Consider the following 21,162-nt stretch of genomic DNA (forward strand, 5'->3'; position numbering starts at 1 on the left):
GGGCGATGGACCGGCTGATGACCCTGCTGGTGATCGGCGCCTTCGCGATCTCGATGTTCCCGCTGCTCTCGCTGCTGTGGGAGGTCGTCTCCCGGGGAATGACCCGCGTGATCGCCGCCCGCCCCTCGCCGTTCGCCTTCTGGACGACGGACATGTCCGGGATCATCGGCGGCGCCGACGCCGGCGGCGTCGTGCACGCGACCATCGGCACCCTGCTGATCACCCTGTGGGCCTCGCTCATCTCGATCCCGGTGGGTCTGTTCACCGCGATCTTCCTGGTGGAGTACGCGGACCAGGGATGGAAGAGGACGCTCGGACGGGGCGTCACCTTCCTGGTGGACGTCATGACCGGCATCCCCTCGATCGTGGCGGGCCTGTTCGGCCTGGCGGTGTTCATCGCCTTCATGCCCGATCAGAGCGTGCGCATGGGCATCATGGGCGCGGTCGCGCTGTCCCTGCTGATGATCCCCACCGTGGTCCGCAACAGCGAGGAGATGCTGCGCCTGGTCCCGATGGACCTGCGCGAGGCCGCCTACGCCCTCGGCGTGCCGAAGTGGCTCACGATCGTCAAGGTCGTGCTGCGCACCGCGATCGCGGGTCTGACCACCGGCATCACCCTGGCGATCGCCCGCGTGATCGGTGAGACCGCGCCGCTGCTGCTCACCGTCGGCATGGTCACCTCGATCAACTGGGACATGTTCGACGGGCGCATGGCGACGCTGCCCACCTTCATCAACCAGCAGTACCGCAACGGCAACGCCAACTGCATGAGCGAGACGGTCACGAACCCGGTGAACCAGGAGGTGTACGCCTGCTCGCTCACCACGAACATCGATCGTGCCTGGGCGGCCGCCTTCACCCTGATCGTCATCGTGATGGTGCTGAACATCGTCGCGCGCCTGGTCAGCCACTACTTCTCCCCGAAGCTCAGCCGCTGAGCCGGGCCCCTGCGAAAGGACACCCGATGGCAGCCCCCCAGCCCATCAACGTCGAGGACCTCGACATCTTCTACGGCGACTTCCTCGCCGTGGAGGGTGTGGACGTCCAGATCCGCCCTCGCTCCGTGACCGCCCTGATCGGTCCCTCCGGCTGCGGGAAGTCGACCTTCCTGCGCACGCTGAACCGCATGCACGAGGTGATCCCCGGCGCCTATGCCCAGGGCACCGTCGAGATCAACGGCGAGAACATCTACGACCCGCGGGTCGACCCGGTCAACGTGCGCCGCCGCGTGGGGATGGTGTTCCAGAAGGCCAACCCCTTCCCGACCATGTCGATCCGGGACAACGTGCTGGCCGGGGTGAAGCTCAACAACCGCCGGATCTCCCGCACGGACGCCGAGGAGCTCGCCGAGCGCGCGCTGCGGGGCGCGAACCTGTGGAACGAGGTCAAGGACCGCCTGGACAAGCCCGGCATGGGCCTCTCGGGAGGTCAGCAGCAGCGCCTGTGCATCGCGCGGACCATCGCGGTGCAGCCCGAGGTGGTGCTGATGGACGAGCCCTGCTCGGCACTGGACCCGATCTCCACGCTCGCGATCGAGGACCTGATCCACGAGCTCAAGCAGGAGTACACGATCGTGATCGTCACCCACAACATGCAGCAGGCCTCCCGCGTCTCGGACCGCACGGGCTTCTTCAACATCGCCGGCACCGGCAAACCCGGGCACCTCATCGAGATCGACGACACCGAGAAGATGTTCACCAACCCGGCCAACACGCAGACCGAGGACTACATCTCGGGCCGCTTCGGCTGATCCGTCCCGCCTCCGGGACACGCCCCGGCCCCGGCTCCTCGCCGCTGTGGGCCGGTCGCGCCGATCGACCGGTCGCGGGGGAGCGGCTGCGTCGGCCGGCCGGGCGCCGGGAGCAGCCGTGTCGGCTGGTCGGTGGCGGGGGAGCGGCCGACGCGCCGGTGCCGTACGTCGATTCTTCCGATTTCGCTCACCCGTGCACGGGATCGGGGGATCCGTTCGGCGCGTCGTCCCCTGGCCTCTCGTCCCGGGGGCGCCGTGCGGCTCGGGCCCTCGTCCCTGGGGGGCGTGCGGCCCGAGCCCCCGTCCCCGGCGGTGTCCGGGCCCCCGTCCCCGGGGGTGTCCGGGCCCTCGTCCCCGGCGGAGTGCGGCCCCTCGCGTCCGGCCCTGCCCCTGCTCCCCGGGTGCGCCCGGTTCCGCGCGCCCGCCCCCGGGTGCGTGCGGGGAGTGCTGTGCCCTGCGGGCGAGGCACCGGGGTGCACGCAGGATCAGACCACGGTCTGACCCGTCGTGCCAGGAACCGCCCCGGGGGAGGACGCGCCGCGCTGGCGGGAGCGGGAGGCTGGGAGCCATGAACACGAACCAGCTCTCGTCGGCCCCCGTCGGCCCGGACACGCACGCCGCAGCCGCGCACGACGCCGCCCCGCCCGCCTCAGCCGCGCACGTCGCCGCCCCGCACGACGCTCCCGCGCACGCCTCAGTCCCGCAGGACCCCGCCGCGCCCGCCTCAGCCTTGGCCGCCGCCGCGAACCCCGCTCCCGCGCCCGCCTCCGCGGCTCACCCCGGTGGCCCGGCCCCGCTGCCCGCCGCGCGGGACGGGGCGGGCCCGCTCTCCTCGGTGCTCTCCGCCCGCGGACTGCTCATGACCTATGGCGGCTCCGGCGCGGCCACCCGCGCCCTGGACGGTGTGGACCTCGACATCGCCCGCGCCGACTCGCTGGCCGTGATGGGCCCCTCCGGCTGCGGCAAGACCACGCTGCTGCACATCCTCGCCGGCATCCTCACCCCGACCTCGGGCACCGTGCACCACGACGGGACCGACCTCGCCGCGCTGGGCGACCGACGCCGCACCCGCCTGCGCCGCAGCGACTTCGGCTTCGTGTTCCAGGACGGGCAGCTGCTCCCCGAGCTCACCGCGATCGAGAACGTGATCCTGCCGCGGATGCTCGGCGGCGCATCCCGTCGCGCCGCGACCGCGGAGGCGGGCTCCTGGCTCGACCGCCTGGGGCTCACGGGGATGCACGACCGCCGCCCCACCCAGCTCTCCGGCGGCCAGGCACAGCGGGTCGCGATCGCCCGGGCCCTGGCCGGCCGCCCCTCGGTGGTCTTCGCCGACGAGCCGACCGGCGCCCTCGACCAGGCCACCGGTCAGTCGGTGCTGCAGATCCTGGTGGACTCCTGCCGCGAGTCCGGGGCCAGCCTGGTCATGGTCACCCACGACGCGAAGGTCGCCGCGGCATGCCGCCGCACCGTCGCCATGCGGGACGGCCGCATCGCCCAGGAGTTCGTGCGGCCGCAGGCCCGCAGCGGCGAGGTGTCGCGATGACCGCGCTGCTCTCCGCCGCCCCTCTGCTGCTGCGCCGCCGCGGCGCGCTCGCCGACGTGCTGCCGGTGATCGCCTTCGCCGCCGCGACCGCGATCACCGCGACGGTGCTCGGCGGCGCCGCCGCCTTCGTCGGACGCCTTCCCGCGCAGGCCGACGGCCCGCTGACCGGCGAGGCATCGGTCATGCCCTTCCTCGTGATGTGCGCGATCGTCGCCTCGGTGCTGCTGATACCGAGCGCCGTCGGCCTCGGCGGCTCGGCCGCGCGACTCTCCCTCGCGCGCCGCGAGAAGGACCTCGCGACCACTCGGCTGGTCGGCGGGACCAGTGGCCAGGTCGGCACCGTCGCGGTGCTCGACGTCGCCGCCCAGGCCCTGCTCGGCGCCCTGTGCGGGGTGGTCCTGCACCTCGCCGTGACACCGCCGCTGACGGCGCTCGACTTCGGGATCGCACCGTTCACCGTCGCCGACCTGCTGATGCCCTGGTGGGTCTATCCGCTGCTGGTGGTCGCCATGGTGGTCCTCGCCGCGGGATCCGCCGCCGTGTCCCTGACCGGGGTGGTGCTCAGCCCGCTCGGCGTCGCCCGCGACTCCCGGGTGGTGCGCATGTCCGTGCTCCGCGTGGTGCTGTGGGCCCTGCTGATCCTCGGATTCTTCGGCTTCATGCAGGTCGGCGGGACGCTGCTGGGCGGCGTCGCGGACGGCATGGTGATGGTCGCGGTGATGGTCGTGTTCATCGGCGCGATCGTGGCCGGGATGAACGTGGTGGGTCCCTTCATCGTCTGGGCCACCGCGCTGCTGGTGGCGCGCACCGCACCGACGCCCTCGCTGCTGGTCGGCGCGCGGCGTCTGGCCGCGGATCCGCGGGCGGGCTGGCGGGCCGTCTCCGGGATCACCTTCGCCCTGGTGATCGCCGGATTCCTCACCGTGCTCTCGCTGCTGACCCGGGAGATGTCCGCGGAGGACGCGATGATGTCCGCGGCGATGTCCACGGGCGGGGTGCTGACCCTCGGGATCGCCGCGGTGCTCGCCGCCGTGAGCACCGGCGTCACCCAGACCGCGCGGGTCATCGACCAGGCGCCCGTGCTGCGCGCTCAGCACATCGCGGGGGCGGAGGTGGGACAGCTGCACCGTGCCCGGATCGCCGAGATCTCCCTGCCGGTGCTGCTGAGCTCGGTGCTCGCCACGCTCACCGCCCTGCTGGTGGTCATGGCCGTGCTCGGCGGCGCCCCGAGCGACCCGCTGGTCGCACTCCAGTACCTGCTGAGCGTGGTCGCCGCCTACGCCCTGGTGATCGCCGCGGTGCTGGTCGGCTCCCCGCTGGTGCGGCGGTACGCACGGCGCGCGGCCTGATCCTGCGGTGATCGTGCCGGGCCCGGCGGCGACCGGTCCGGGACCGGCGGCAGCTCCACCACGCCGGGCCCGGACCAGTACGCTGGTCTGCATGGACATCGAGACCGTCGCCCCGAACGAAGTGCCCGAGGGCGCGCATCTCATCGATGTGCGCGAGCAGAACGAGTGGGATGCGGGCCATGCGCCCGCCGCTCAGCACCTGCCGGCCAGCACCCTGCTGCAGAACCTCGAGCAGCTGCCCGAGGACGATGCCGACCTGTACATCGTCTGCCGCACCGGGGGCCGCAGCTTCCAGGTCACGCAGTGGCTGACCGCCAACGGCTTCGACGCGGTCAACGTCGCCGGCGGCATGGACCTGTGGTTCGAGTCCGGGCTCCCCATCGAGTCCGACGGCGAGGACGAGGCCTACATCCTCTGAGCATCCTCTGAGCACCTTCTGAGCCGGCCCCGGCGTCGTCCCCTCGGGACTCAGGTGGCGATCACGTCCTGCAGCAGCGCGTAGCCCACGAAGGCGCACACATCCAGCAGCGTGTGGGCGATGACCAGCGGCATCGTGCGCCGGGTGCGCCGGTACCACTCGCCGAACACCAGCCCCATCACGAGGTTCGCCAGGCCCGGCCCCACCCCCTGATAGGTGTGATAGGCACCGCGCAGCAGGGCGGAGACCACGATGATCCGCCGTGCGGACCAGCCCAGCCGCTCGAGCCGCTGGAACAGGTAGCCGACCACGACCACCTCCTCCAGCACGGCGTTCTTCACCGCGTGCAGCACCAGCACCGGCAGCGTCCACCAGTGGGTGTCCAGTGCCGCGGGGATCACCTCGACCGTGGCCCCCAGCAGCCGGCCCAGGTAGTAGACGGCGAGCCCCGGCAGTCCGATCCCGGCGGCGAGCAGCATGCCGTGGAGCAGGTCCCGCAGCGGCCTGCCGAGATCGAGCCCCAGGTCCCGCAGCGCCTGGTGGACCGATCCGGCGGTCAGCGCCAGCAGCAGCACCACGAGCGCGACGGGAACCATCGCGAACAGGGCCGACAGCAGCTGGTACAGCAGGTCGAGCCACGGGTCCTGGCGCAGCGAGGTGTTCAGCGCGGTGGACTGGGCGGCCAGCGGCCCGGCGGCGAGGGCCTGCGCGAGGGACAGCAGCGAGTAGACGGCGCTGCGCCCCAGCGACAGGGCGAGGACGATCAGCACCTCGGCCCGCAGCCAGGCCCGCGTCTCCGTCATGGTCGCCACGCCGACCATGGTCTCACCGCCGGCGGGGGTCCGCCGTCGGTCGGAGCGGTCCGTGACAGACTCGGGTCATGAACGACATCGCGCAGAACCCCGCCGCCACCAGCGAGGCCCGTCCCGCCGTCCTCGTCACGGGGGCCAACCGCGGGATCGGCCGCGCCGTCGCCGAGGAGCTCTCCGCCGATCATCACCTGATCCTCGCCGGCCGCGACGGGCGGGTCCTGGCCGAGCTCGCCGCCGCGCTGCCGTCGGCCGAGACCTTCGTCGCGGACCTCACCGACCATGCCGCCACGGCCGCCGCGGCCGCGGCCCTGGACCTCCCGGGCGGGCTCAGCGGCCTGGTCCACTCGGCGGGCATCCTGGTCAACGGCAGCGTCGAGGAGCTGAGCGTCGCGGACTGGGAACGGAACTTCGCGGTCAACGTCACCGCCGTCTCGGAGCTGACGCGTCTGCTGCTGCCCGCCCTGCGGGAGGCGCGCGGCACCGTGGTCGCGGTCAACTCCGGCTCCGGCTTCAACGCCAAGGGGGAGCGGGGCGCCTACTCCGCCTCGAAGTTCGCGCTGCGCGCCTGGACCGACGCGCTGCGGCAGGAGGAGCTTGCCCACGGGGTGCGGGTCAGCGCGGTGCATCCGGGCCGGGTCGACACCGACATGCAGCACGAGCTGCGCGCGGCCGAGGACGGCGCCTACGAGACGGAGCGGTACCTGCGCCCCGCGACGGTCGCCGCCGCGATCGCGTTCACGCTGCGCGCCCCCGAGGAGGCCGTCGTGGCGACGATCGACCTCCGCCCCCGCGCGATCGGCTGAGGGCCGGCACCGGATCCCGACGGCCCCCGCCGCAGGGATCAGTCGCGCCCGGCGTCCAGGTGGTCGACGAGCCTCGCCGCGTAGCCGGTGTAGGTCGCGGGGCTGAGCGCCAGCAGGCGCTCCTGCTCGGCCGCGGGCAGTCCCAGCGAGCCGATGAACTCGCGCATTCCCTCGCCGTCCACGCGGTGACCGCGGGTGAGGTCCTTGAGCCGCTCGTAGGGGTTGTCGAGCCCGGGCACGCCCTGCACGCCGAGGGTGCGCATCACGGACTGCACGGCCTCGCCGAGCACCTCCCAGTTGCCCTCGAGGTCGGCGGCCATCGCCTCGGCGTCCACGTCCAGGCCGGCCAGGCCCGTGCGCAGGTTCGCGATCGCCAGCAGCGAGTGCCCGATCGCGGGGCCGATGTTGCGCTGGGTGGTGGAGTCGGTGAGATCCCGCTGCAGGCGCGAGGTGACCAGCGTCTGGGACAGGGAGTCCAGCAGCGCCCCGGAGATCTCGAGGTTCGCCTCGGCGTTCTCGAAGCGGATGGGGTTGACCTTGTGCGGCATGGTCGAGGAGCCGGTGCCGCCCTGCGCCGACAGCCGCTGACGGAAGTAGCCCAGCGAGATGTACGTCCACACGTCGGTGGCGAGGTTGTGCAGGATGCGGCCGGCGCGGGCGATGTCGGCGTACACCTCGGCCTGCCAGTCGTGCGACTCGATCTGCGTGGTCAGCGGGTTCCAGCTCAGGCCCAGGTGCTCGACGAAGCCGCGGGCGACCGCCTGCCAGTCGGCGGAGGGGACGGAGGCGGCGTGCGCCGCGTAGGTTCCCGTCGCGCCGTTGATCTTGCCCAGGTATTCGTCGGCGCTGATCCGTCGCTCCTGGCGGCGGAGGCGGTGGGCGAACACCGCGATCTCCTTGCCGAGCGTCGTGGGGGTGGCGGGCTGTCCGTGGGTGCGCGAGAGCATCGGCACCTCGGCGGCGTCGCGGGCCAGGGCGGTGAGGTCCTCGATGACGCCCTGCAGGGCGGGCAGCCAGACCTGCTCGACCGCGCCCTTGACCATCAGGGCGTAGGAGAGGTTGTTGACGTCCTCGCTGGTGCAGTAGATGTGCACCACCTCGGCCAGGGGCTCGAGGGAGGTGCCGGCCAGGCGGCGCTTGATGTAGTACTCGATCGCCTTGACGTCGTGGACGGTCTCCCGCTCGATCTCGGCGTGCTCGGCGATGCCCTCGGCGCCGAACTCCTCGGGGATCGCGCGCAGCAGGGCGCGCTCCTCGTCGGTCAGCGTCCGCAGGCCGGGGATCACCTCGCCGTCGAGCAGGTGGATCATCCACTCGGTCTCCACCACCAGGCGGGAGCGGTTCAGCGCCGCCTCGGAGAGGTGGTCGACCAGCGGCGCGGTCTGCGCGCGGTAGCGGCCGTCGAGCGGGGTCAGGGCGATCTGCGGGGTGATGTCCGCGAAGGAGTGAGCCATGGGGTCATCCTTCCAGACCTCCGGCGCCTCGCGCCGGAGCGTCCCGCGTCCGCGCCGCGCTCCGTGCGTCACCCGCCGCCCGTGGGGCCGACGGGCCGGGAGGCATCACTCCTCGGCGCGCTCCCCGAGCCCGGTGACGGCCTCGACGATGGCCGAGAGGATGCCGATGATGATGCCGGCCAGCAGCGCCCACCAGAAGCTGTCGAACTCCAGCGTCAGCCCCACCAGCGCGGAGACCCAGCTCGCCAGCAGCAGCATCAGCGTGTTGATGACCAGCTGGAACAGTCCCAGCGTCACGCAGGTGATCGGGAGCGTCAGCAGCGACAGGATCGGCTTGACGATGAGGTTGATCAGCGCCACGATCAGCGCGATCGCGCCGATCGTGAGCACCTGGGTGAGCAGGGAGGCGCTGTCGTCGCCCAGATGCATGCCGGGCAGGATCAGGGCGGTGACCCACAGCGCGAGACCGGTGACGAGGATGTGGCCGAGGAATCTCATGGGACCCATTGTCCCCCGATGACCCTGGGTGGCGCATCCCGGATCTCCTCGCCTCCGATGGCGTGCCACACTGCGTGCATGACAGGGGACGAAGGGTCGGTGCGCACAGCCGACGGCCGTCGCCTGCGCACGATCGCCATGGGTGCGGGGCCCGGCCTGGTGGTCCTGGAGGCAGGGCTCGGCGCCGGAGCGCACAGCTGGGGTCCGGTGATGGAGCACCTGGCGGGGCACACGCGGGTCCTCGCCTACGATCGCGCCGGCTACGGCGCGTCCGATCCCGACCCCCGCCCCCGCGACCTCGCGCGCCTCGCCGACGATCTCCTCTGCGTGAGCAGGAGCCTCGAGCACGAGCGCCTCGTCCTCGTCGGTCACAGCTGGGGAGGACCGGTGGTCCGCACGGCCGCCGCGCGGCTGTCGGAGCTCTCCGGCCTCGTCCTGGTCGATCCCGCCGACGAGCATGCGGAGCTGTACTTCTCCCGGGGCATGGCGATCCTGGGCGCCGCGCAGGGGCCGCTGCTGGAGGGCCTGGCCCGCGTCGGTCTGCTGCGCCCCCTTCTGGGCGCTCAGGCGAGCGGCCTTCCCGAGCCGTATCGCACCCCGGCCCTCGACGCCGCGTCCACGCCGGCCGCGGCGAAGGCGATGCGGGCGGAGAACGCCCATGTGGTCCGTGGCCTGCGCGGCCTGCGCCTGGACCCCCTCGAGATCGGGCCGGTGCCCGTGACCGTCATCTCCGGTCGTCGCGCCGGGAGATCGGATCGGGCCCTGCGTGACCAGCTCTCGACCGCCCATGCCGCGAGCGCGGGCGCGCATCCCGGCGGACGGTACGTCGAGGCGCACGACTCGGGACACCTCGTGCCGTTCGCACAGCCCGGCCTGGTCGCGGACGAGGCCCTCGCGCTGCTCGGCTGAGGCCTACCCTGGAGGCATGTCCGACCAGCCCGCCGAGACCGTCCGCCTGCGCCCTGCTCTCGAGAACCTTCCCGCCTACGTCCCCGGCAGGCCTCCGGCCGACGACGGCATGGTGCGATACAAGGTCTCCTCGAACGAGTCGCCGTTCCCCGCGGTGCCTGCCGTGCGCGAGGCCGTGATCGCCTCCCTCGACGCCGCGCACCGCTACCCGGATGCCGCCGCCGTCGCGCTGCGCGAGGCGCTCGGCGTCCAGCACGGCGTCGACCCCGCGCAGATCGCGCTGTCCACCGGTTCGGTCGCCGTCACCGGCGATCTGGTGCGCGCCCTGGTGGGGGAGGGGGACGAGGTGGTGTACGCATGGCGCTCCTTCGAGGCGTACCCGATCCTCGTCGGCGCCCACGGCGGCTCCGCCGTGCAGGTGCCGCTGACGGCCCGGGCCGAGCACGACCTCGAGGCGATGGCCGAGGCGATCACGGACCGCACCCGACTGATCCTGCTGTGCACCCCGAACAACCCCACCGGCCCGTCGCTGTCCACCCAGCAGGTCGAGGACTTCCTCGAGCGGGTCCCCGAGGACGTGGTGGTCGCGATCGACGAGGCCTACCGCGAGTTCCACGACCCGGCCACCGTGCTGGGCACCGCCGGGATCTTCCGCCGCCACGGCAACGTCGTGCTGCTGCGCACCTTCTCCAAGCTGCAGGGCCTGGCCGGGCTGCGGATCGGCTACGCGGTCGCGCATCCCCGCCTGGCCCGCGCTCTCAGCCAGGTCACCGTGCCCTTCGGAGCCTCGGTCCCCGCGCAGGCGGCGGCGCTGGCCAGCCTCCGCCCCGAGGTGCAGGAGGAGCTGGGGCGCCGCGCCGAGCAGATCCGCTCCGAGCGCTCCCGGGTCGTCGCGGCTCTGACCGCCCAGGGCTGGGAGCTGCCGGTCAGCCAGGGCAACTTCGTCTACTTCCCGCTCGGGGAGGACTCCGCCGCCTTCGCCGAGTTCGCCGACGCGCGCGGCCTCGTGCTGCGGGCCTACGGCGTCGAGGGGGTGCGGGCCACGATCGCCGAGCCGGAGGCGAACGACCGCCTGATCGAGATCGGCGCCTCCTGGCGCGAGCGCTGATCCGCAGGGAGCGAGCGCTGGTCCGCCGGACGACGTCGAGGTCGGCGGGTCCTCAGGCCCTCGCCGGGGCGACCGCCGTGACGCGACTGCCGGCCAGCAGGTCGTGCACGCCGCGGCCCGTGCCGCGCAGACCCGTCCATGCATGGACGCCGATGACCGTGTAGACGGCGATCGAGCTCGCGAGGGTCAGCGGATCCCGTTCCTCGAACCCGCCCCAGGCGGCGCCGATCGCCGTGAGGTGCCCGAGCTGCCAGGGCACGAAGATCTTCAGGGCGTTCCGTCCGAGCGCCTCGCCGAGGCTCATCGCTCCGCCGTCGCGCCCGACCACCTCGAGGCCCTGTCGGCGCTTGCCCCAGGTGGCCCGGTGCGGTCCGGCCTCCGCCCGGGCCGCGAGGACGGTCGCGATCGCGGGCGGCACCGTGCTCACGAGGTGCCCGAACAGCGGCACGCGGCCGAGGTCCGTGGTGGTCACCACGAGCACGCCGACGGGGAGGGTCGCCGCGGCGACGCCCAGGTATCCGACGCAGTCGGTGAGGTGGGCGAGGCAGCGTCGGGACGCGAGGGGGTGCATCCACCCACCCAAGCACCGCGGCGGGCGGCGGGCCATCGACTTTCGTCCGTTCCTCGCCGGTCACCGTCCGATGGCAAGGCGTGGACATCACTACTCCGCCGCACCCGCCGCCGATAGCCTCGATCCCGGTCGGGCCCTGCCATCGTCGGGAGAGCGCCCGAGGCGAGCGGTCCGACTGCACCCGGCCGCACCCGCCTCGCACGAAGGACCCTCATGAGCACCGCCCCCGTCCCCGTCGCCCTCCTCGGCGGGAGGCGCGCCCGCGTGGTGTGGATCGCGGCGGTGACGGCCTACGCGATCGCCGTCCTGCAGCGCACCACGATGGGGGTCGCCGGTCTCGAGGCCACCGAGCGGTTCGGCGCCTCGGCGACGATCGTCTCCACCTTCGTGGTGCTGCAGCTGGGCGTGTATGCGCTGGCCCAGGTGCCCGCGGGGGTGCTGCTGGACCGCCACGGCTCCCGCGTCACCCTCACCGCCGGCGCGATCCTGATGGCGCTCGGCCAGCTGCTGATGGCCCAGACCGATGTGCTGGGGCTCGCGATGATCGCGCGCATCGTCCTCGGCGCGGGGGACGCGCTGACCTTCTCGAGCGCGATCCGGCTGGTCCCGGCCTGGTTCCCGCCGGGACGAGTGCCGCTGCTGACCCAGCTCACCGGCATCCTCGGCCAGGTGGGGCAGATCGCCTCCGCCGTCCCCTTCGTGGCGCTGCTGAGCGTCGCGGGATGGGGCCCCGCCTTCTCCTCCGCCGCGGCCCTCAGCGCGCTCGCGGCGATGCTGGTGCTGCTGGTCGTGCGAGCGACCCCGCCGGGCATCCCGCGCCCCGCGGTCCGGCAGGACCTGCGACGCATCCCCGTGGTGCTGGGCCGGATCCTCCGTCACCCCTCCACCCAGCTGGGCTTCTTCACCCACTACACGGCCGGGTTCACGGGAATCGCCTTCTCGATGATGTGGGGCTACCCGTATCTCACCGCGGGCGAGGGGCTCAGCCGGCCCGCGGCCTCCGCGGTGATGACGGTGCTGGTGGTGGTCGCGGTCGTGGCCGGCCCTCTCATCGGTGCCCTCACCCAGCGCCATCCCCTGCGCCGCTCCACCCTCGTGCTCCTGATCGTGGCGGCCATCGTGGTGCCGCTGCTCGCGCTGGTGCTGTGGCCGGGGCCGGCCCCGATGTGGCTGCTGATCGTGCTGGTCGCCGGCTTCTCGATCGGCGGCCCGGCCAGCAGCGTCGGCTTCGACTTCCCGCGCACCGATCTCGCCCGGCACCGCCTGGGCACCGCGACCGGCGTGGTGATCATGGGCGGGTTCATCGGCGGCCTGACCTCGATCCTGCTGATCGGTGTGGTGCTCGACCTGCTGCGTCCCGGCGGCGACTACGACCTCGAGGCCTTCCGCCTCGCCTTCGCGGTCCAGCTGCCGATGCTCGCGATCGGCGTGGCGGGCATGCTCATCACCCGCAGGAACCTGCGGCGCAGGATGTCCGCCCGCGGGAGGCAGGTGCCGCCCTGGCGGGACGTCTGGCGCTCGGGGCGGTGGCGCCGGCTCTGAGGGCTTGCCGCTCGCCCGGCCCCTGACGTAACGTTCTCCCCGTCAGTTATTTTCAAGGAGGAACTATGTCGTTCACGCTGGGCATCGTCGGTATCGGGCAGTTCGGATCGCATTTCGCGGAGCTCTTCGCCGCCCACCCCGAGGTCGACGCGCTGTATGCCGTCGACGCCGTCCCCGAGCGGATCGACGCCGTCGAGGCGCGCGGGGTGCGTTTCGCCGGTCGCTTCGACACCCTCGAGGAGCTGCTGGCCTCCGACGTCGACGCCGTCGCGATCTTCACCCAGCGCTGGACCCACGGCGAGCACGCCCTGGCCGCCCTGCGCGCCGGCAAGCACGTCTACTCCGCGGTGCCGATGGCGATCGAGGAGGAGGAGATCCGTCAGATCACCGAGGAGGTCCGGCGCACGGGCCTGGTCTACATGATGGGCGAGACCAGCCAGTACAACGCCGCCGTGGTGCTGGCCCGCCGCATCCACCGCAGCGGCGCCTTCGGCGAGGTGTTCTACGCGGAGGGCGACTACGTCCACGACATGGACCTCGGCTTCTACGACGCCTACAGGTACTCCGGCGGCGAGCAGTGGAAGTCCACCGCCTCCTACCCGCCCCTGCTCTACCCCACCCACTCCATCGGCGGCATCCTCGGCGTGATCGACGAGCGCCATGCCACCTCGGTCTCCGCGCTGGGCCGCCCCGACACCCGCGGCGACGGCGTGTTCGACAAGGACGTCTCGATGTTCGGGAACGACGTCTCCAACGCCTTCGCCCTGTTCGGGATGGACAACGGCGGCGCCTTCCGCACCAACGAGCTGCGCCGCGTGGGCTACCCCAGCCACAAGCGCGAGTCCCGCTTCCGCTTCTTCGGCGAGGAGTCCTCCTTCGAGGAGACCATCGACGTCACCTACTGGCACGACAAGAAGCGCGTGCTGGAGGTGACCGAGCTGATCGCCACCGGCTCGACCATGAGCCTGGACGATCCGCGCCTGGCCGACGTCTCCCCGGCGCTGCGCGACGCCTTCGTGGCCGGCGCCGCGCCCGCCCACCATCAGGCCCGCCTGCCCAAGGAGCTCCAGGGTCTGCCCAACGGTCACGAGGGGGCGCACCACTTCCTCGTCGACGACTTCGCCCGCGCCGTGGCCGATGCGCATCAGCCCGTGGTCAACGCCTGGAAGGCCGCCCGCTACACCCTGCCCGGCGTCATCGCCCACCAGTCGATGAACCGCGGCGGCGAGCGGCTGGAGATCCGGGACCTCGGCGACTGCCCGCTGCCCGTGGTCGATCTCGATGCCGACCAGGAGCCGATCGATCTCGAGGCGCTGTGGGCGGAGCAGGAGGCGCGCGCCGAGGCGGCCGGCTGAGGTCGCCATCGCGCGAGCGCACCGACGCGAGGACCCCCGGGCCCGGAGCCCGGGGGTCCTCGTGCTCCGCATCAGCCCGCGGAGCCGTCGGCCGCGGGCGAGGCCGCCGCAGCGTCGGCGGGGCGCCTGCGCAGGCGCGACCAGGGCATCAGCACCACGCCCGTCGTGAGCATCAGCACGGTGCCGGTCGACCGGCCACGGCGACCGCTCGACGCGGGAGAGGGCGGCATCGCCGATGGTCGAGGGCTCCCGGGAGGCGTCCGGCGCTGTCGACCTCCGATGGTCGAGGGTCCGGCGTCGACAGGGGGCGTCCCCCGGAGGCGGCATCCTCCCGGGCGATCCGACACCGAGACGCGATCCCGTGAAAGGCTGAAGCATGACTGATCCGCACTGGGACGCCGACGCCCTCGGCGTGATCATGGCCCCCTTCACCGGCACCTCCCTCCCGGCCTGGGTGGGGGAGCTGCTCGACGCGGGCCTCGCCTCGGTGATCCTGTTCGGGCACAACACCCCCGATTCCCGCACCGCCGCGCAGCTCGCGCGATCGATCCACGACCGCAGCGTGGACTGCGCGGTCGCGATCGACGAGGAGGGCGGGGACGTGACCCGCCTCCAGGCCACGACCGGCTCCTTCCTGCCCACCGCCTGGGCGCTCGGGGAGGCCGACGACACGGACCTGACCCGCCGCGTGGGCGGCGCCCTCGGGGGCGTGCTCGCCGCCTGCGACATCGATCTCGACCTCGCCCCGGTGCTCGACGTCTCGACCGACCCGGCGAACCCGGTCATCGGCACCCGCGCCTTCGGCGACGACCCCGACCGGGTCGCCGCCCATGCCCGCGCCTTCGCGACCGGACTGACCGAGGCGGGCCTGGGCACCTGTGCGAAGCACTTCCCGGGCCACGGCGCGACCGCGACCGACTCCCACACCGCCCTGCCCCGGATCGACCTCGACGAGGGCCAGTTCGTGCGCGAGCACCTCGCGCCGTGGCGGATCGCGCCCTGGCTCGACAGCGTGATGACCGCGCACGTGCTGGTCCCCGCGCTCGGCGAGGGCCCCGCCTCGATCTCTGCCTGGTCCCGGCCTCTGCTGGACCGCGCCGTGGGCGGGACCTTCCACGGCCTGGTGATCACCGACGCCCTCGAGATGGCGGCGGTCGCCGCCGACCCGGGCTGCGCCGAGGCGGTGGTGCGCGCGATCGAGGCCGGCGCCGACCTGCTGTGCCTGGGCACCTCCATGGGCCGCGACGACCGGCAGATGCTCCGCGAGGCCCACGACGCCCTGGTGGATGCGGTCGACTCCGGTCGTCTCCCGCGGGAGCTGCTGCACGCGCGGGCCGAGCGCACCCGCGCCCAGCTGCGCACCCTGCGCACCCGGCGCCGCTTCGTCCCCGCCCCGGACCTCGACGCGGCCGAGCGTCACGCGCGCCGGCTCGGCGCCGAGGCCGCCTCCCGTGCCGTCCGCGGCCGCCACGCCGAGCTCGATCTGCGGCCGACGGCCGTGGTCGACCTCCGGGTCCGGGCCCAGCACGCGTCCGGCGCCCGTCCCCAACAGCTGGTCGAGGCGCTGCGCGAACAGGGCGTGCAGGCCGCGGAGCCGGACTACCCCGATCAGGTCGACGAGGCCGCACAGCTGCTCGCGGTCACCCGCCTGCCGCGCAGCGATCCCGGGGAGGGCGCGCGCCTGGCCGAGCTCCTGGCCCGTCGGCCGGACGCGATCGTGGTCCACACCGGCGTCCCCGACGCCGCTCCCGACCACCGCCGTCTGGTGCTCGCCCACGGCGGCGGCCGCACCATGATGCGGGCCGCCGTGACGCTCCTGCGCGGGGGAGAGCACCGATGAGGGTCCTCGGGATGATGTCCGGCACCAGCCTGGACGCGATCGACGTGGCCCTGGTCGAGTTCGCCCGCGACCACGACGACCCCTCCCTGCTCCGCGGCCGCCTGCTCCACCTCGGCGAGGAGCCCTTCCCGGAGGACACCCGGGACGCGCTGTGGGCGGTGCTGCCGCCGGCCCCCGCGGACGTCGCCACCTGGAACCGCCTGCACGCCGCGGTGGGGGACGCCTTCGCGGAGGCCGCGGCCGCGGTGCTCGCCGCCCACGGCGGCGCGGACCTCGTCGCGACCCACGGCCAGACCCTCCACCACGGCGTGCGCGTCGACGGGACCGTGCACGCCACGTTGCAGATCGGCGATGCTTCCCGGATCGCGGCGGCGACCGCGGTGCCCGTCCTGCACGACCTGCGCACGGCCGATGTCGCCGCCGGCGGCCAGGGGGCCCCGCTCGCCCCGCTGCTCGACCAGCTCCTGCTCGGCGGGCAGGCGCATCCCACCGCGGTGCTGAACATCGGCGGCATCTCCAACCTCACCCTGGTGGGGGCCGGGGACGTGCTCGCCGGGGACCTCGGCCCCGGCAACGCCCTGCTCGATGCCGCCGTGCACGCCGCGACCGGCCGCGCCGCGGACCTCGACGCCCGCCTCGCACGCACCGGCACCGTCGACCGGACGGCGCTCGCGACCCTGCTCGCCGACCCGTTCTACGCCCGGCCGCTGCCTCGCTCCACCGGGCGCGAGCACTACGACGGCCAGTACCTGCGGCGGATGCTGGGCGAGGACTCCCTGGCGGCGCTCGCCCTGCCGGACCTGCTCGCCACCCTGGTCGAGCTCACGGCCGTGACCATCGCCCGCGGTGTCGCCCCGCTGGGCGCCCGGCGAGTGGTCGCCTCCGGCGGCGGGATCCGCAACCCGCTGCTGCGCGAGCGGCTCGCGGCACGTCTCGCGCCGGTGCCGCTGGTGGACGCCGACGAGCTCGGGATCCCCGCCGACGGCAAGGAGGCTCTGCTCATCGCGCTGCTCGGCTACCTGGGAGCCCACGGTCTGCCGGGCACCCTGGCGACGCGGGACGGCACCGCCCACACGGGCGCCTCCCGACCCGTCGTGCTCGGCGCGCTGACCCCGCCGCACGCGCTCCGGCACCTGCCGGTGCCGCGCAGCGACAGCACCGCCGCCGCGAACGCACCCGTCGACAGCACCCCCGTCGGCCGCCTCCTGCTCGAGCGTGCCGAGGAGCGCGCATGACCGCGCCCGTCCTGCCTCGGCGATCCCGCTCCTGCGGCACGTCCTCGCGACCTGCCCCGTCGCCCCGGGGAGCGCTCCTCATGCGCGACCTCCCGGCGGGACACGCGGGACGGCCCGGGCACGACGTCTTTGTACTTACGGCACCGTAGGTTACGCTCGGGCCCGTGAGCATCTTCCGATCCACGATCCCTGATGTCGCGGCCGAGGAGCCGATGGTCCAGCTCCTCGCGGCCGACGGCACCCGCACCCCGCACGCCGAGCTCGACGCCGTGCTCGAGCAGAGCGGTCTGGCCGCCCCCGAGCGCCTGCGCGGCTACTACCGCGACATGGTGATGATCCGCGCCGCCGACCTGGAGGCCACCAGCCTGCAGCGCCAGGGCCAGCTGGGCCTGTGGGCCAGCGCCCTCGGGCAGGAGGCCGCACAGATCGGTGCCGGCCACGCCGCGCGCGAGCAGGACTACCTGGTGCCCACCTATCGCGAGCACGGCGTCGCCTGGGCACGCGGCATCGAGCCCTGGCGCCTGCTGGAGCTGTTCCGCGGCATCAGCCACGGCGGCTGGGACCCCAACGAGCTGCGCACCCACCCCTACATGATCGTGCTCGGCTCCCAGGCTCCGCACGCCGTCGGCTACGCGATGGGGCTGCAGCGCGACGGTGTGGTCGGGACCGGGGACCACGCCACCGACACCTCCGTCCTCGCGCTGTTCGGCGACGGCGCCTCGAGCGAGGGCGAGGTCGCGGAGTCCTTCACCTTCGCCGCGTCCTTCCAGGCCCCCGTCGTCTTCTACACGCAGAACAACCAGTGGGCGATCTCGGTGCCCACCCAGGTGCAGTCTCGGGTCCCCCTCGCCCAGCGCTCCCGCGGCTGGGGCATCCCCTCGGTGCGCGTGGACGGCAATGACGTGCTGGCGGTGCTCGGCGCCGTCCGCAGCGCCCTGGACTCGGCCCGCTCCGGGCACGGCCCCGTCTTCGTCGAGGCCCTCACCTATCGCATGGCCGCGCACACCACGAGCGACGACGCCTCCCGCTACCGTCCCGCGGCCGAGGAGGAGGAGTGGGCGGCCAAGGACCCGATCCTGCGCCTGCGCCGCCACCTCGAGCAGCTGGGCGCGATCGACGAGGACTACGTGACCCGCTGCGACGAGGAGGCTCACGACCTCGCGATGCAGCTGCACCATCACATCCACGGCATGGAGGACCCGGACCCGGTGGACATGTTCGAGCACCCCTACGCCGAGCCGCATCCGGTCGTCGAGGCCGAGCGGGAGGAGTACCTCGAGTACATCGCCCAGTTCGAGGACGACGCCGACGAGGAGGCCCGCGCATGAGCTCCACCGCCTCCACCACCCTCCCGATCGCCAAGGCCATCACCGCGGGGCTGCGCGACGCGATGACCGCGGACGACAAGGTGCTCATGATGGGCGAGGACATCGGCGTGCTCGGCGGCGTCTTCCGTGTCACCGACGGGCTCCACGCCGATTTCGGCTCCCAGCGCGTGGTCGACACCCCGCTGGCCGAGGCGGGCATCGTCGGCACCGCCGTCGGGCTCGCCGTGCGCGGCTACCGCCCGGTGGTCGAGATCCAGTTCGACGGCTTCGTCTACCCCGCCTACAACCAGATCACCACCCAGGTCGCCAAGATGCACAACCGCACCAGCGGCCGGGTGAACCTGCCGATGGTCATCCGCATCCCCCACGGCGGCGGCATCGGCGCGGTCGAGCACCACTCGGAGAGCCCCGAGGCGCTGTTCGCGCACACCGCGGGGCTGCGGATCCTCGCCCCCTCGAACGCGCAGGACGCGTACTGGATGACTCGCCAGGCCATCGAGTGCGAGGACCCGGTGATCATGCTCGAGCCCAAGCGCCGCTACTGGGTCAAGGGCGATGTCGATCCCGACCACCGTCCGCCGCTGAGCCCGTGGCAGGCTCAGGTGGTGCGTCCCGGCACCGATGCGACCGTGCTGGCCTGGGGCCCCTCCATGCCGCTCGTGCTCGAGACCGCCCAGGCCGCTGCGGCGGACGGCGTCGATCTCGAGGTCATCGACGCCCGCTCGCTCTCGCCCGTGGACTTCCCGACGATCGCGGACTCGGTGCGTCGCACCGGCCGGCTGCTGATCGTCCACGAGGCCCCCGTGCTCGGCGGACTCGGCGCCGAGATCGCCGCCCGGATCAGCGAGCAGTGCTTCTACCACCTCGAGGCGCCCGTGCTCCGCGTGGGCGGCTACCACCTGCCGTACCCGCCGGCGCGCATGGAGCACGCCTATCTGCCCGACCTCGACCGGGTGCTCGACGGCGTGGACCGCCTGCTCGAGCACTGACGGACCCACGCCTCCGCGTGAAAGGATCACGACCATGAACGCCGCCGCCGGTTCCGCTGGTACCACTGGATCCCGCTCGATCGTCACGATCGACCTCACCGATCCCGGGGAGGGCCTCACCGAGGCCGAGATCCTCGACATCAAGGTCGCCGTCGGCGACCGCCTCGAGATCAACGACCCCGTGGTCGAGGTCGAGACCGCCAAGAGCGCCGTCGAGCTCCCCAGCCACGTCGCCGGGACCGTCGTCGCGATCCTGGTCGCGGTGGGGGACGAGGTCGCCGTGGGCACCTCCCTGATCCAGGTCGACACCGCCGGGGGCCCGGCCCCGGACGTCACGGATCCGGACGGCACGGATACGGACGGCACCGGGCTCGAAGCGGTCCCCGCGGCCGGCGCGGGCGCGTCCTCCGGCGTCGACCCGTCGGCCGAGGAGCTCGGCGGCCAGGTCACCGGATCGGCCGAGCACGCCGCCGCGGCATCCGCCGACGAGTCCGCCGACGCCTCCGTCGCGGAGGCCACCTCGGAGCCTGCTGCGGACGGGGCCGAGGAGGAGCCCAAGAACCTCGTCGGCTACGGCGCCCGCTCCGGCGCGCAGCGCCGCCGTCGGCGCCGCACCGCTCCGGCCCAGCCCGAGGACGACCCGCAGGTCCCCATCGGGCGCATCCTGGCCAAGCCGCCCGTGCGCAAGCTCGCCCGGGATCTCGGCGTCGCTCTCCACGATGTGCTCGCCACCGGCCCCGAGGGCACCGTCACCCGACAGGACGTGCTGGCCGCGCAGCAGCGTGCGATCGGCGGCGATCACGACGGCGACTACTTCCCCGAGGAGTCCCCGCAGGCTCCCGACGGTCTCGGCGTCGCCATGAAGTCCACGCGCGACCAGCCGTTCTCCGGGGTCACGAGCGACGAGCGCACCACCCGGGTGGCGATCCGCTCGGTGCGCAAGCGCACCGCCGAGGCGATGGTGGCCTCCGCCTTCACCGCCCCGCACGTGACCGTGTTCAACGAGATCGACATGACCCACGCCGTGCAGATCGTCTCCCAGCTGCGCGCCTCGCGGGAATGGGCCGACGTGAAGATCAGCCCCCTCGCGGTGATCGCGAAGGCGCTTCTGGTCGCGATCCGTCGCAACCCCGAGGTCAACGCCTCGTGGGACGAGGACGCGCAGGAGATCGTCTACAAGCACTACGTGAACCTCGGCATCGCCGCCGCCACCCCGCGGGGGCTGATCGTGCCGAACCTCAAGGACGCGCACCTGATGACGCTGCGCGAGCTCGCCGAGGGCATCGGCGAGCTGGCCCGCACCGCACGGGCCGGCCGCACCTCGCTGCGCGACACCCGCGACGGCACCATCACCGTCACCAACTACGGCGTGTTCGACATCGACTCCGGCACCCCGATCCTGAACCCGGGGGAATCCGCGATCCTCGGCGTCGGTGCGATCAAGGAGAAGCCCTGGGTGGTCGACGGGCGGATCGAGCCGCGCCAGGTCGCGACCCTCTCGCTGAGCTTCGATCACCGTCTGATCGACGGGGCGCTGGGCGCGGAGCTGCTGCGCGACGTCTCGGCCGTGCTCGAGGACCCCGCCCTGGGCCTCGTCTGGGGCTGAGCCCTTTCGCGCGTAGCTGACCCCCTTCGCGTGGGGCCGGGCCCTTTCGCGC

The 21,162-nt window shown here is 73.2% G+C and carries 20 protein-coding genes; 15 read left to right on the top strand and 5 right to left on the bottom strand.

Features of this window, described 5'->3' with window-relative positions; all coding sequences use genetic code 11:
• The 5 genes from pstA to ACT3SP_RS18040 form a co-directional block, all read left to right on the top strand.
• The coding region (pstA, locus tag ACT3SP_RS18020) for a phosphate ABC transporter permease PstA (RefSeq protein ID WP_444588667.1) at positions 1 to 938 on the top strand (938 nt) is incomplete at its 5' end.
• Positions 939 to 964: 26 nt separating this feature from the next.
• Positions 965 to 1,750, top strand: a complete 786-nt coding sequence (pstB, locus tag ACT3SP_RS18025; protein WP_444588668.1) for a phosphate ABC transporter ATP-binding protein PstB — start codon at positions 965 to 967, stop codon at positions 1,748 to 1,750.
• Positions 1,751 to 2,318: 568 nt separating this feature from the next.
• Entirely contained in the window at positions 2,319 to 3,293 is a 975-nt protein-coding gene (locus ACT3SP_RS18030; RefSeq protein WP_444588669.1) for an ABC transporter ATP-binding protein, read from the top strand.
• On the top strand, positions 3,290 to 4,642 hold the full coding sequence (locus ACT3SP_RS18035) for an FtsX-like permease family protein (RefSeq protein ID WP_444588670.1): 1,353 nt from the start codon (positions 3,290 to 3,292) through the stop codon (positions 4,640 to 4,642). Before ACT3SP_RS18030 ends, ACT3SP_RS18035 begins: the two co-directional genes overlap by 4 nt.
• A 91-nt stretch (positions 4,643 to 4,733) precedes the next feature.
• Positions 4,734 to 5,060: a rhodanese-like domain-containing protein gene (locus tag ACT3SP_RS18040; protein ID WP_444588671.1), complete on the top strand. Its 327-nt coding sequence runs from the start codon at positions 4,734 to 4,736 to the stop codon at positions 5,058 to 5,060.
• Positions 5,061 to 5,110: 50 nt separating this feature from the next.
• Here the strand turns inward: ACT3SP_RS18040 and ACT3SP_RS18045 are convergent, their stop codons facing one another.
• Positions 5,111 to 5,881, bottom strand: coding sequence for a CPBP family intramembrane glutamic endopeptidase (locus tag ACT3SP_RS18045; RefSeq protein WP_444588672.1), 771 nt, complete (start codon positions 5,879 to 5,881; stop codon positions 5,111 to 5,113).
• Positions 5,882 to 5,940: 59 nt separating this feature from the next.
• Between ACT3SP_RS18045 and ACT3SP_RS18050 the strand changes: the two genes are divergently transcribed.
• Entirely contained in the window at positions 5,941 to 6,675 is a 735-nt protein-coding gene (locus tag ACT3SP_RS18050; protein ID WP_444588673.1) for an SDR family oxidoreductase, read from the top strand.
• A 38-nt stretch (positions 6,676 to 6,713) separates the two neighbouring features.
• Here ACT3SP_RS18050 and purB read toward each other — a convergent pair whose 3' ends face one another.
• The gene (gene purB / locus ACT3SP_RS18055) at positions 6,714 to 8,129 is read right to left on the bottom strand and encodes an adenylosuccinate lyase (protein WP_444588674.1); all 1,416 of its coding nucleotides are present in this window, start codon (positions 8,127 to 8,129) and stop codon (positions 6,714 to 6,716) included.
• A 105-nt stretch (positions 8,130 to 8,234) separates the two neighbouring features.
• Positions 8,235 to 8,627, bottom strand: coding sequence for a phage holin family protein (locus ACT3SP_RS18060; RefSeq protein WP_444588675.1), 393 nt, complete (start codon positions 8,625 to 8,627; stop codon positions 8,235 to 8,237).
• Between the two features lie 78 nt (positions 8,628 to 8,705).
• On the opposite strand from ACT3SP_RS18060, the gene ACT3SP_RS18065 reads away from it, so the two are divergent.
• Both ACT3SP_RS18065 and ACT3SP_RS18070 read left to right on the top strand, forming a co-directional pair.
• Entirely contained in the window at positions 8,706 to 9,536 is an 831-nt protein-coding gene (locus ACT3SP_RS18065) for an alpha/beta fold hydrolase (protein ID WP_444588676.1), read from the top strand.
• A gap of 16 nt (positions 9,537 to 9,552) precedes the next feature.
• Positions 9,553 to 10,644 carry a histidinol-phosphate transaminase gene (locus tag ACT3SP_RS18070; protein WP_444588677.1) on the top strand — a complete coding sequence of 364 codons (1,092 nt, stop codon included), beginning with the start codon at positions 9,553 to 9,555 and terminating at the stop codon, positions 10,642 to 10,644.
• A gap of 52 nt (positions 10,645 to 10,696) precedes the next feature.
• Here ACT3SP_RS18070 and ACT3SP_RS18075 read toward each other — a convergent pair whose 3' ends face one another.
• Complete coding sequence (locus tag ACT3SP_RS18075; RefSeq protein WP_444588678.1) at positions 10,697 to 11,215, bottom strand: RDD family protein; 519 nt, start codon at positions 11,213 to 11,215, stop codon at positions 10,697 to 10,699.
• 213 nt (positions 11,216 to 11,428) lie between these two features.
• Here ACT3SP_RS18075 and ACT3SP_RS18080 point away from each other — a divergent pair, with 213 nt between their 5' ends.
• Positions 11,429 to 12,757 carry an MFS transporter gene (locus tag ACT3SP_RS18080; RefSeq protein WP_444588679.1) on the top strand — a complete coding sequence of 443 codons (1,329 nt, stop codon included), beginning with the start codon at positions 11,429 to 11,431 and terminating at the stop codon, positions 12,755 to 12,757.
• Between the two features lie 65 nt (positions 12,758 to 12,822).
• Positions 12,823 to 14,112, top strand: a complete 1,290-nt coding sequence (locus tag ACT3SP_RS18085; protein ID WP_444588680.1) for a Gfo/Idh/MocA family protein — start codon at positions 12,823 to 12,825, stop codon at positions 14,110 to 14,112.
• Between the two features lie 71 nt (positions 14,113 to 14,183).
• Here the strand turns inward: ACT3SP_RS18085 and ACT3SP_RS18090 are convergent, their stop codons facing one another.
• Positions 14,184 to 14,342 (bottom strand): hypothetical protein, encoded by a 159-nt coding sequence (locus tag ACT3SP_RS18090; protein ID WP_444588681.1) that lies wholly within the window; start codon positions 14,340 to 14,342, stop codon positions 14,184 to 14,186.
• A gap of 146 nt (positions 14,343 to 14,488) precedes the next feature.
• Between ACT3SP_RS18090 and ACT3SP_RS18095 the strand changes: the two genes are divergently transcribed.
• From ACT3SP_RS18095 to ACT3SP_RS18115, 5 genes are all read left to right on the top strand, one after another.
• Complete coding sequence (locus tag ACT3SP_RS18095) at positions 14,489 to 15,952, top strand: glycoside hydrolase family 3 N-terminal domain-containing protein (RefSeq protein ID WP_444588682.1); 1,464 nt, start codon at positions 14,489 to 14,491, stop codon at positions 15,950 to 15,952.
• A complete protein-coding gene (locus ACT3SP_RS18100; RefSeq protein ID WP_444588683.1) occupies positions 15,949 to 17,187 on the top strand; it encodes an anhydro-N-acetylmuramic acid kinase in 1,239 nt (412 codons plus the stop codon). The genes ACT3SP_RS18095 and ACT3SP_RS18100 overlap by 4 nt, the downstream gene beginning before the upstream one ends.
• 212 nt (positions 17,188 to 17,399) lie before the next feature.
• Positions 17,400 to 18,515 (top strand): thiamine pyrophosphate-dependent enzyme, encoded by a 1,116-nt coding sequence (locus tag ACT3SP_RS18105; protein WP_444588694.1) that lies wholly within the window; start codon positions 17,400 to 17,402, stop codon positions 18,513 to 18,515.
• Complete coding sequence (locus ACT3SP_RS18110; RefSeq protein ID WP_444588684.1) at positions 18,512 to 19,504, top strand: alpha-ketoacid dehydrogenase subunit beta; 993 nt, start codon at positions 18,512 to 18,514, stop codon at positions 19,502 to 19,504. The genes ACT3SP_RS18105 and ACT3SP_RS18110 overlap by 4 nt, the downstream gene beginning before the upstream one ends.
• Positions 19,505 to 19,538: 34 nt before the next feature.
• Positions 19,539 to 21,110, top strand: coding sequence for a dihydrolipoamide acetyltransferase family protein (locus ACT3SP_RS18115; RefSeq protein ID WP_444588685.1), 1,572 nt, complete (start codon positions 19,539 to 19,541; stop codon positions 21,108 to 21,110).
• Positions 21,111 to 21,162: the final 52 nt, after the last annotated feature.

Origin of the sequence: Brachybacterium sp. AOP43-C2-M15, assembly GCF_052446295.1 — a bacterium.
Classification (GTDB): domain Bacteria; phylum Actinomycetota; class Actinomycetes; order Actinomycetales; family Dermabacteraceae; genus Brachybacterium.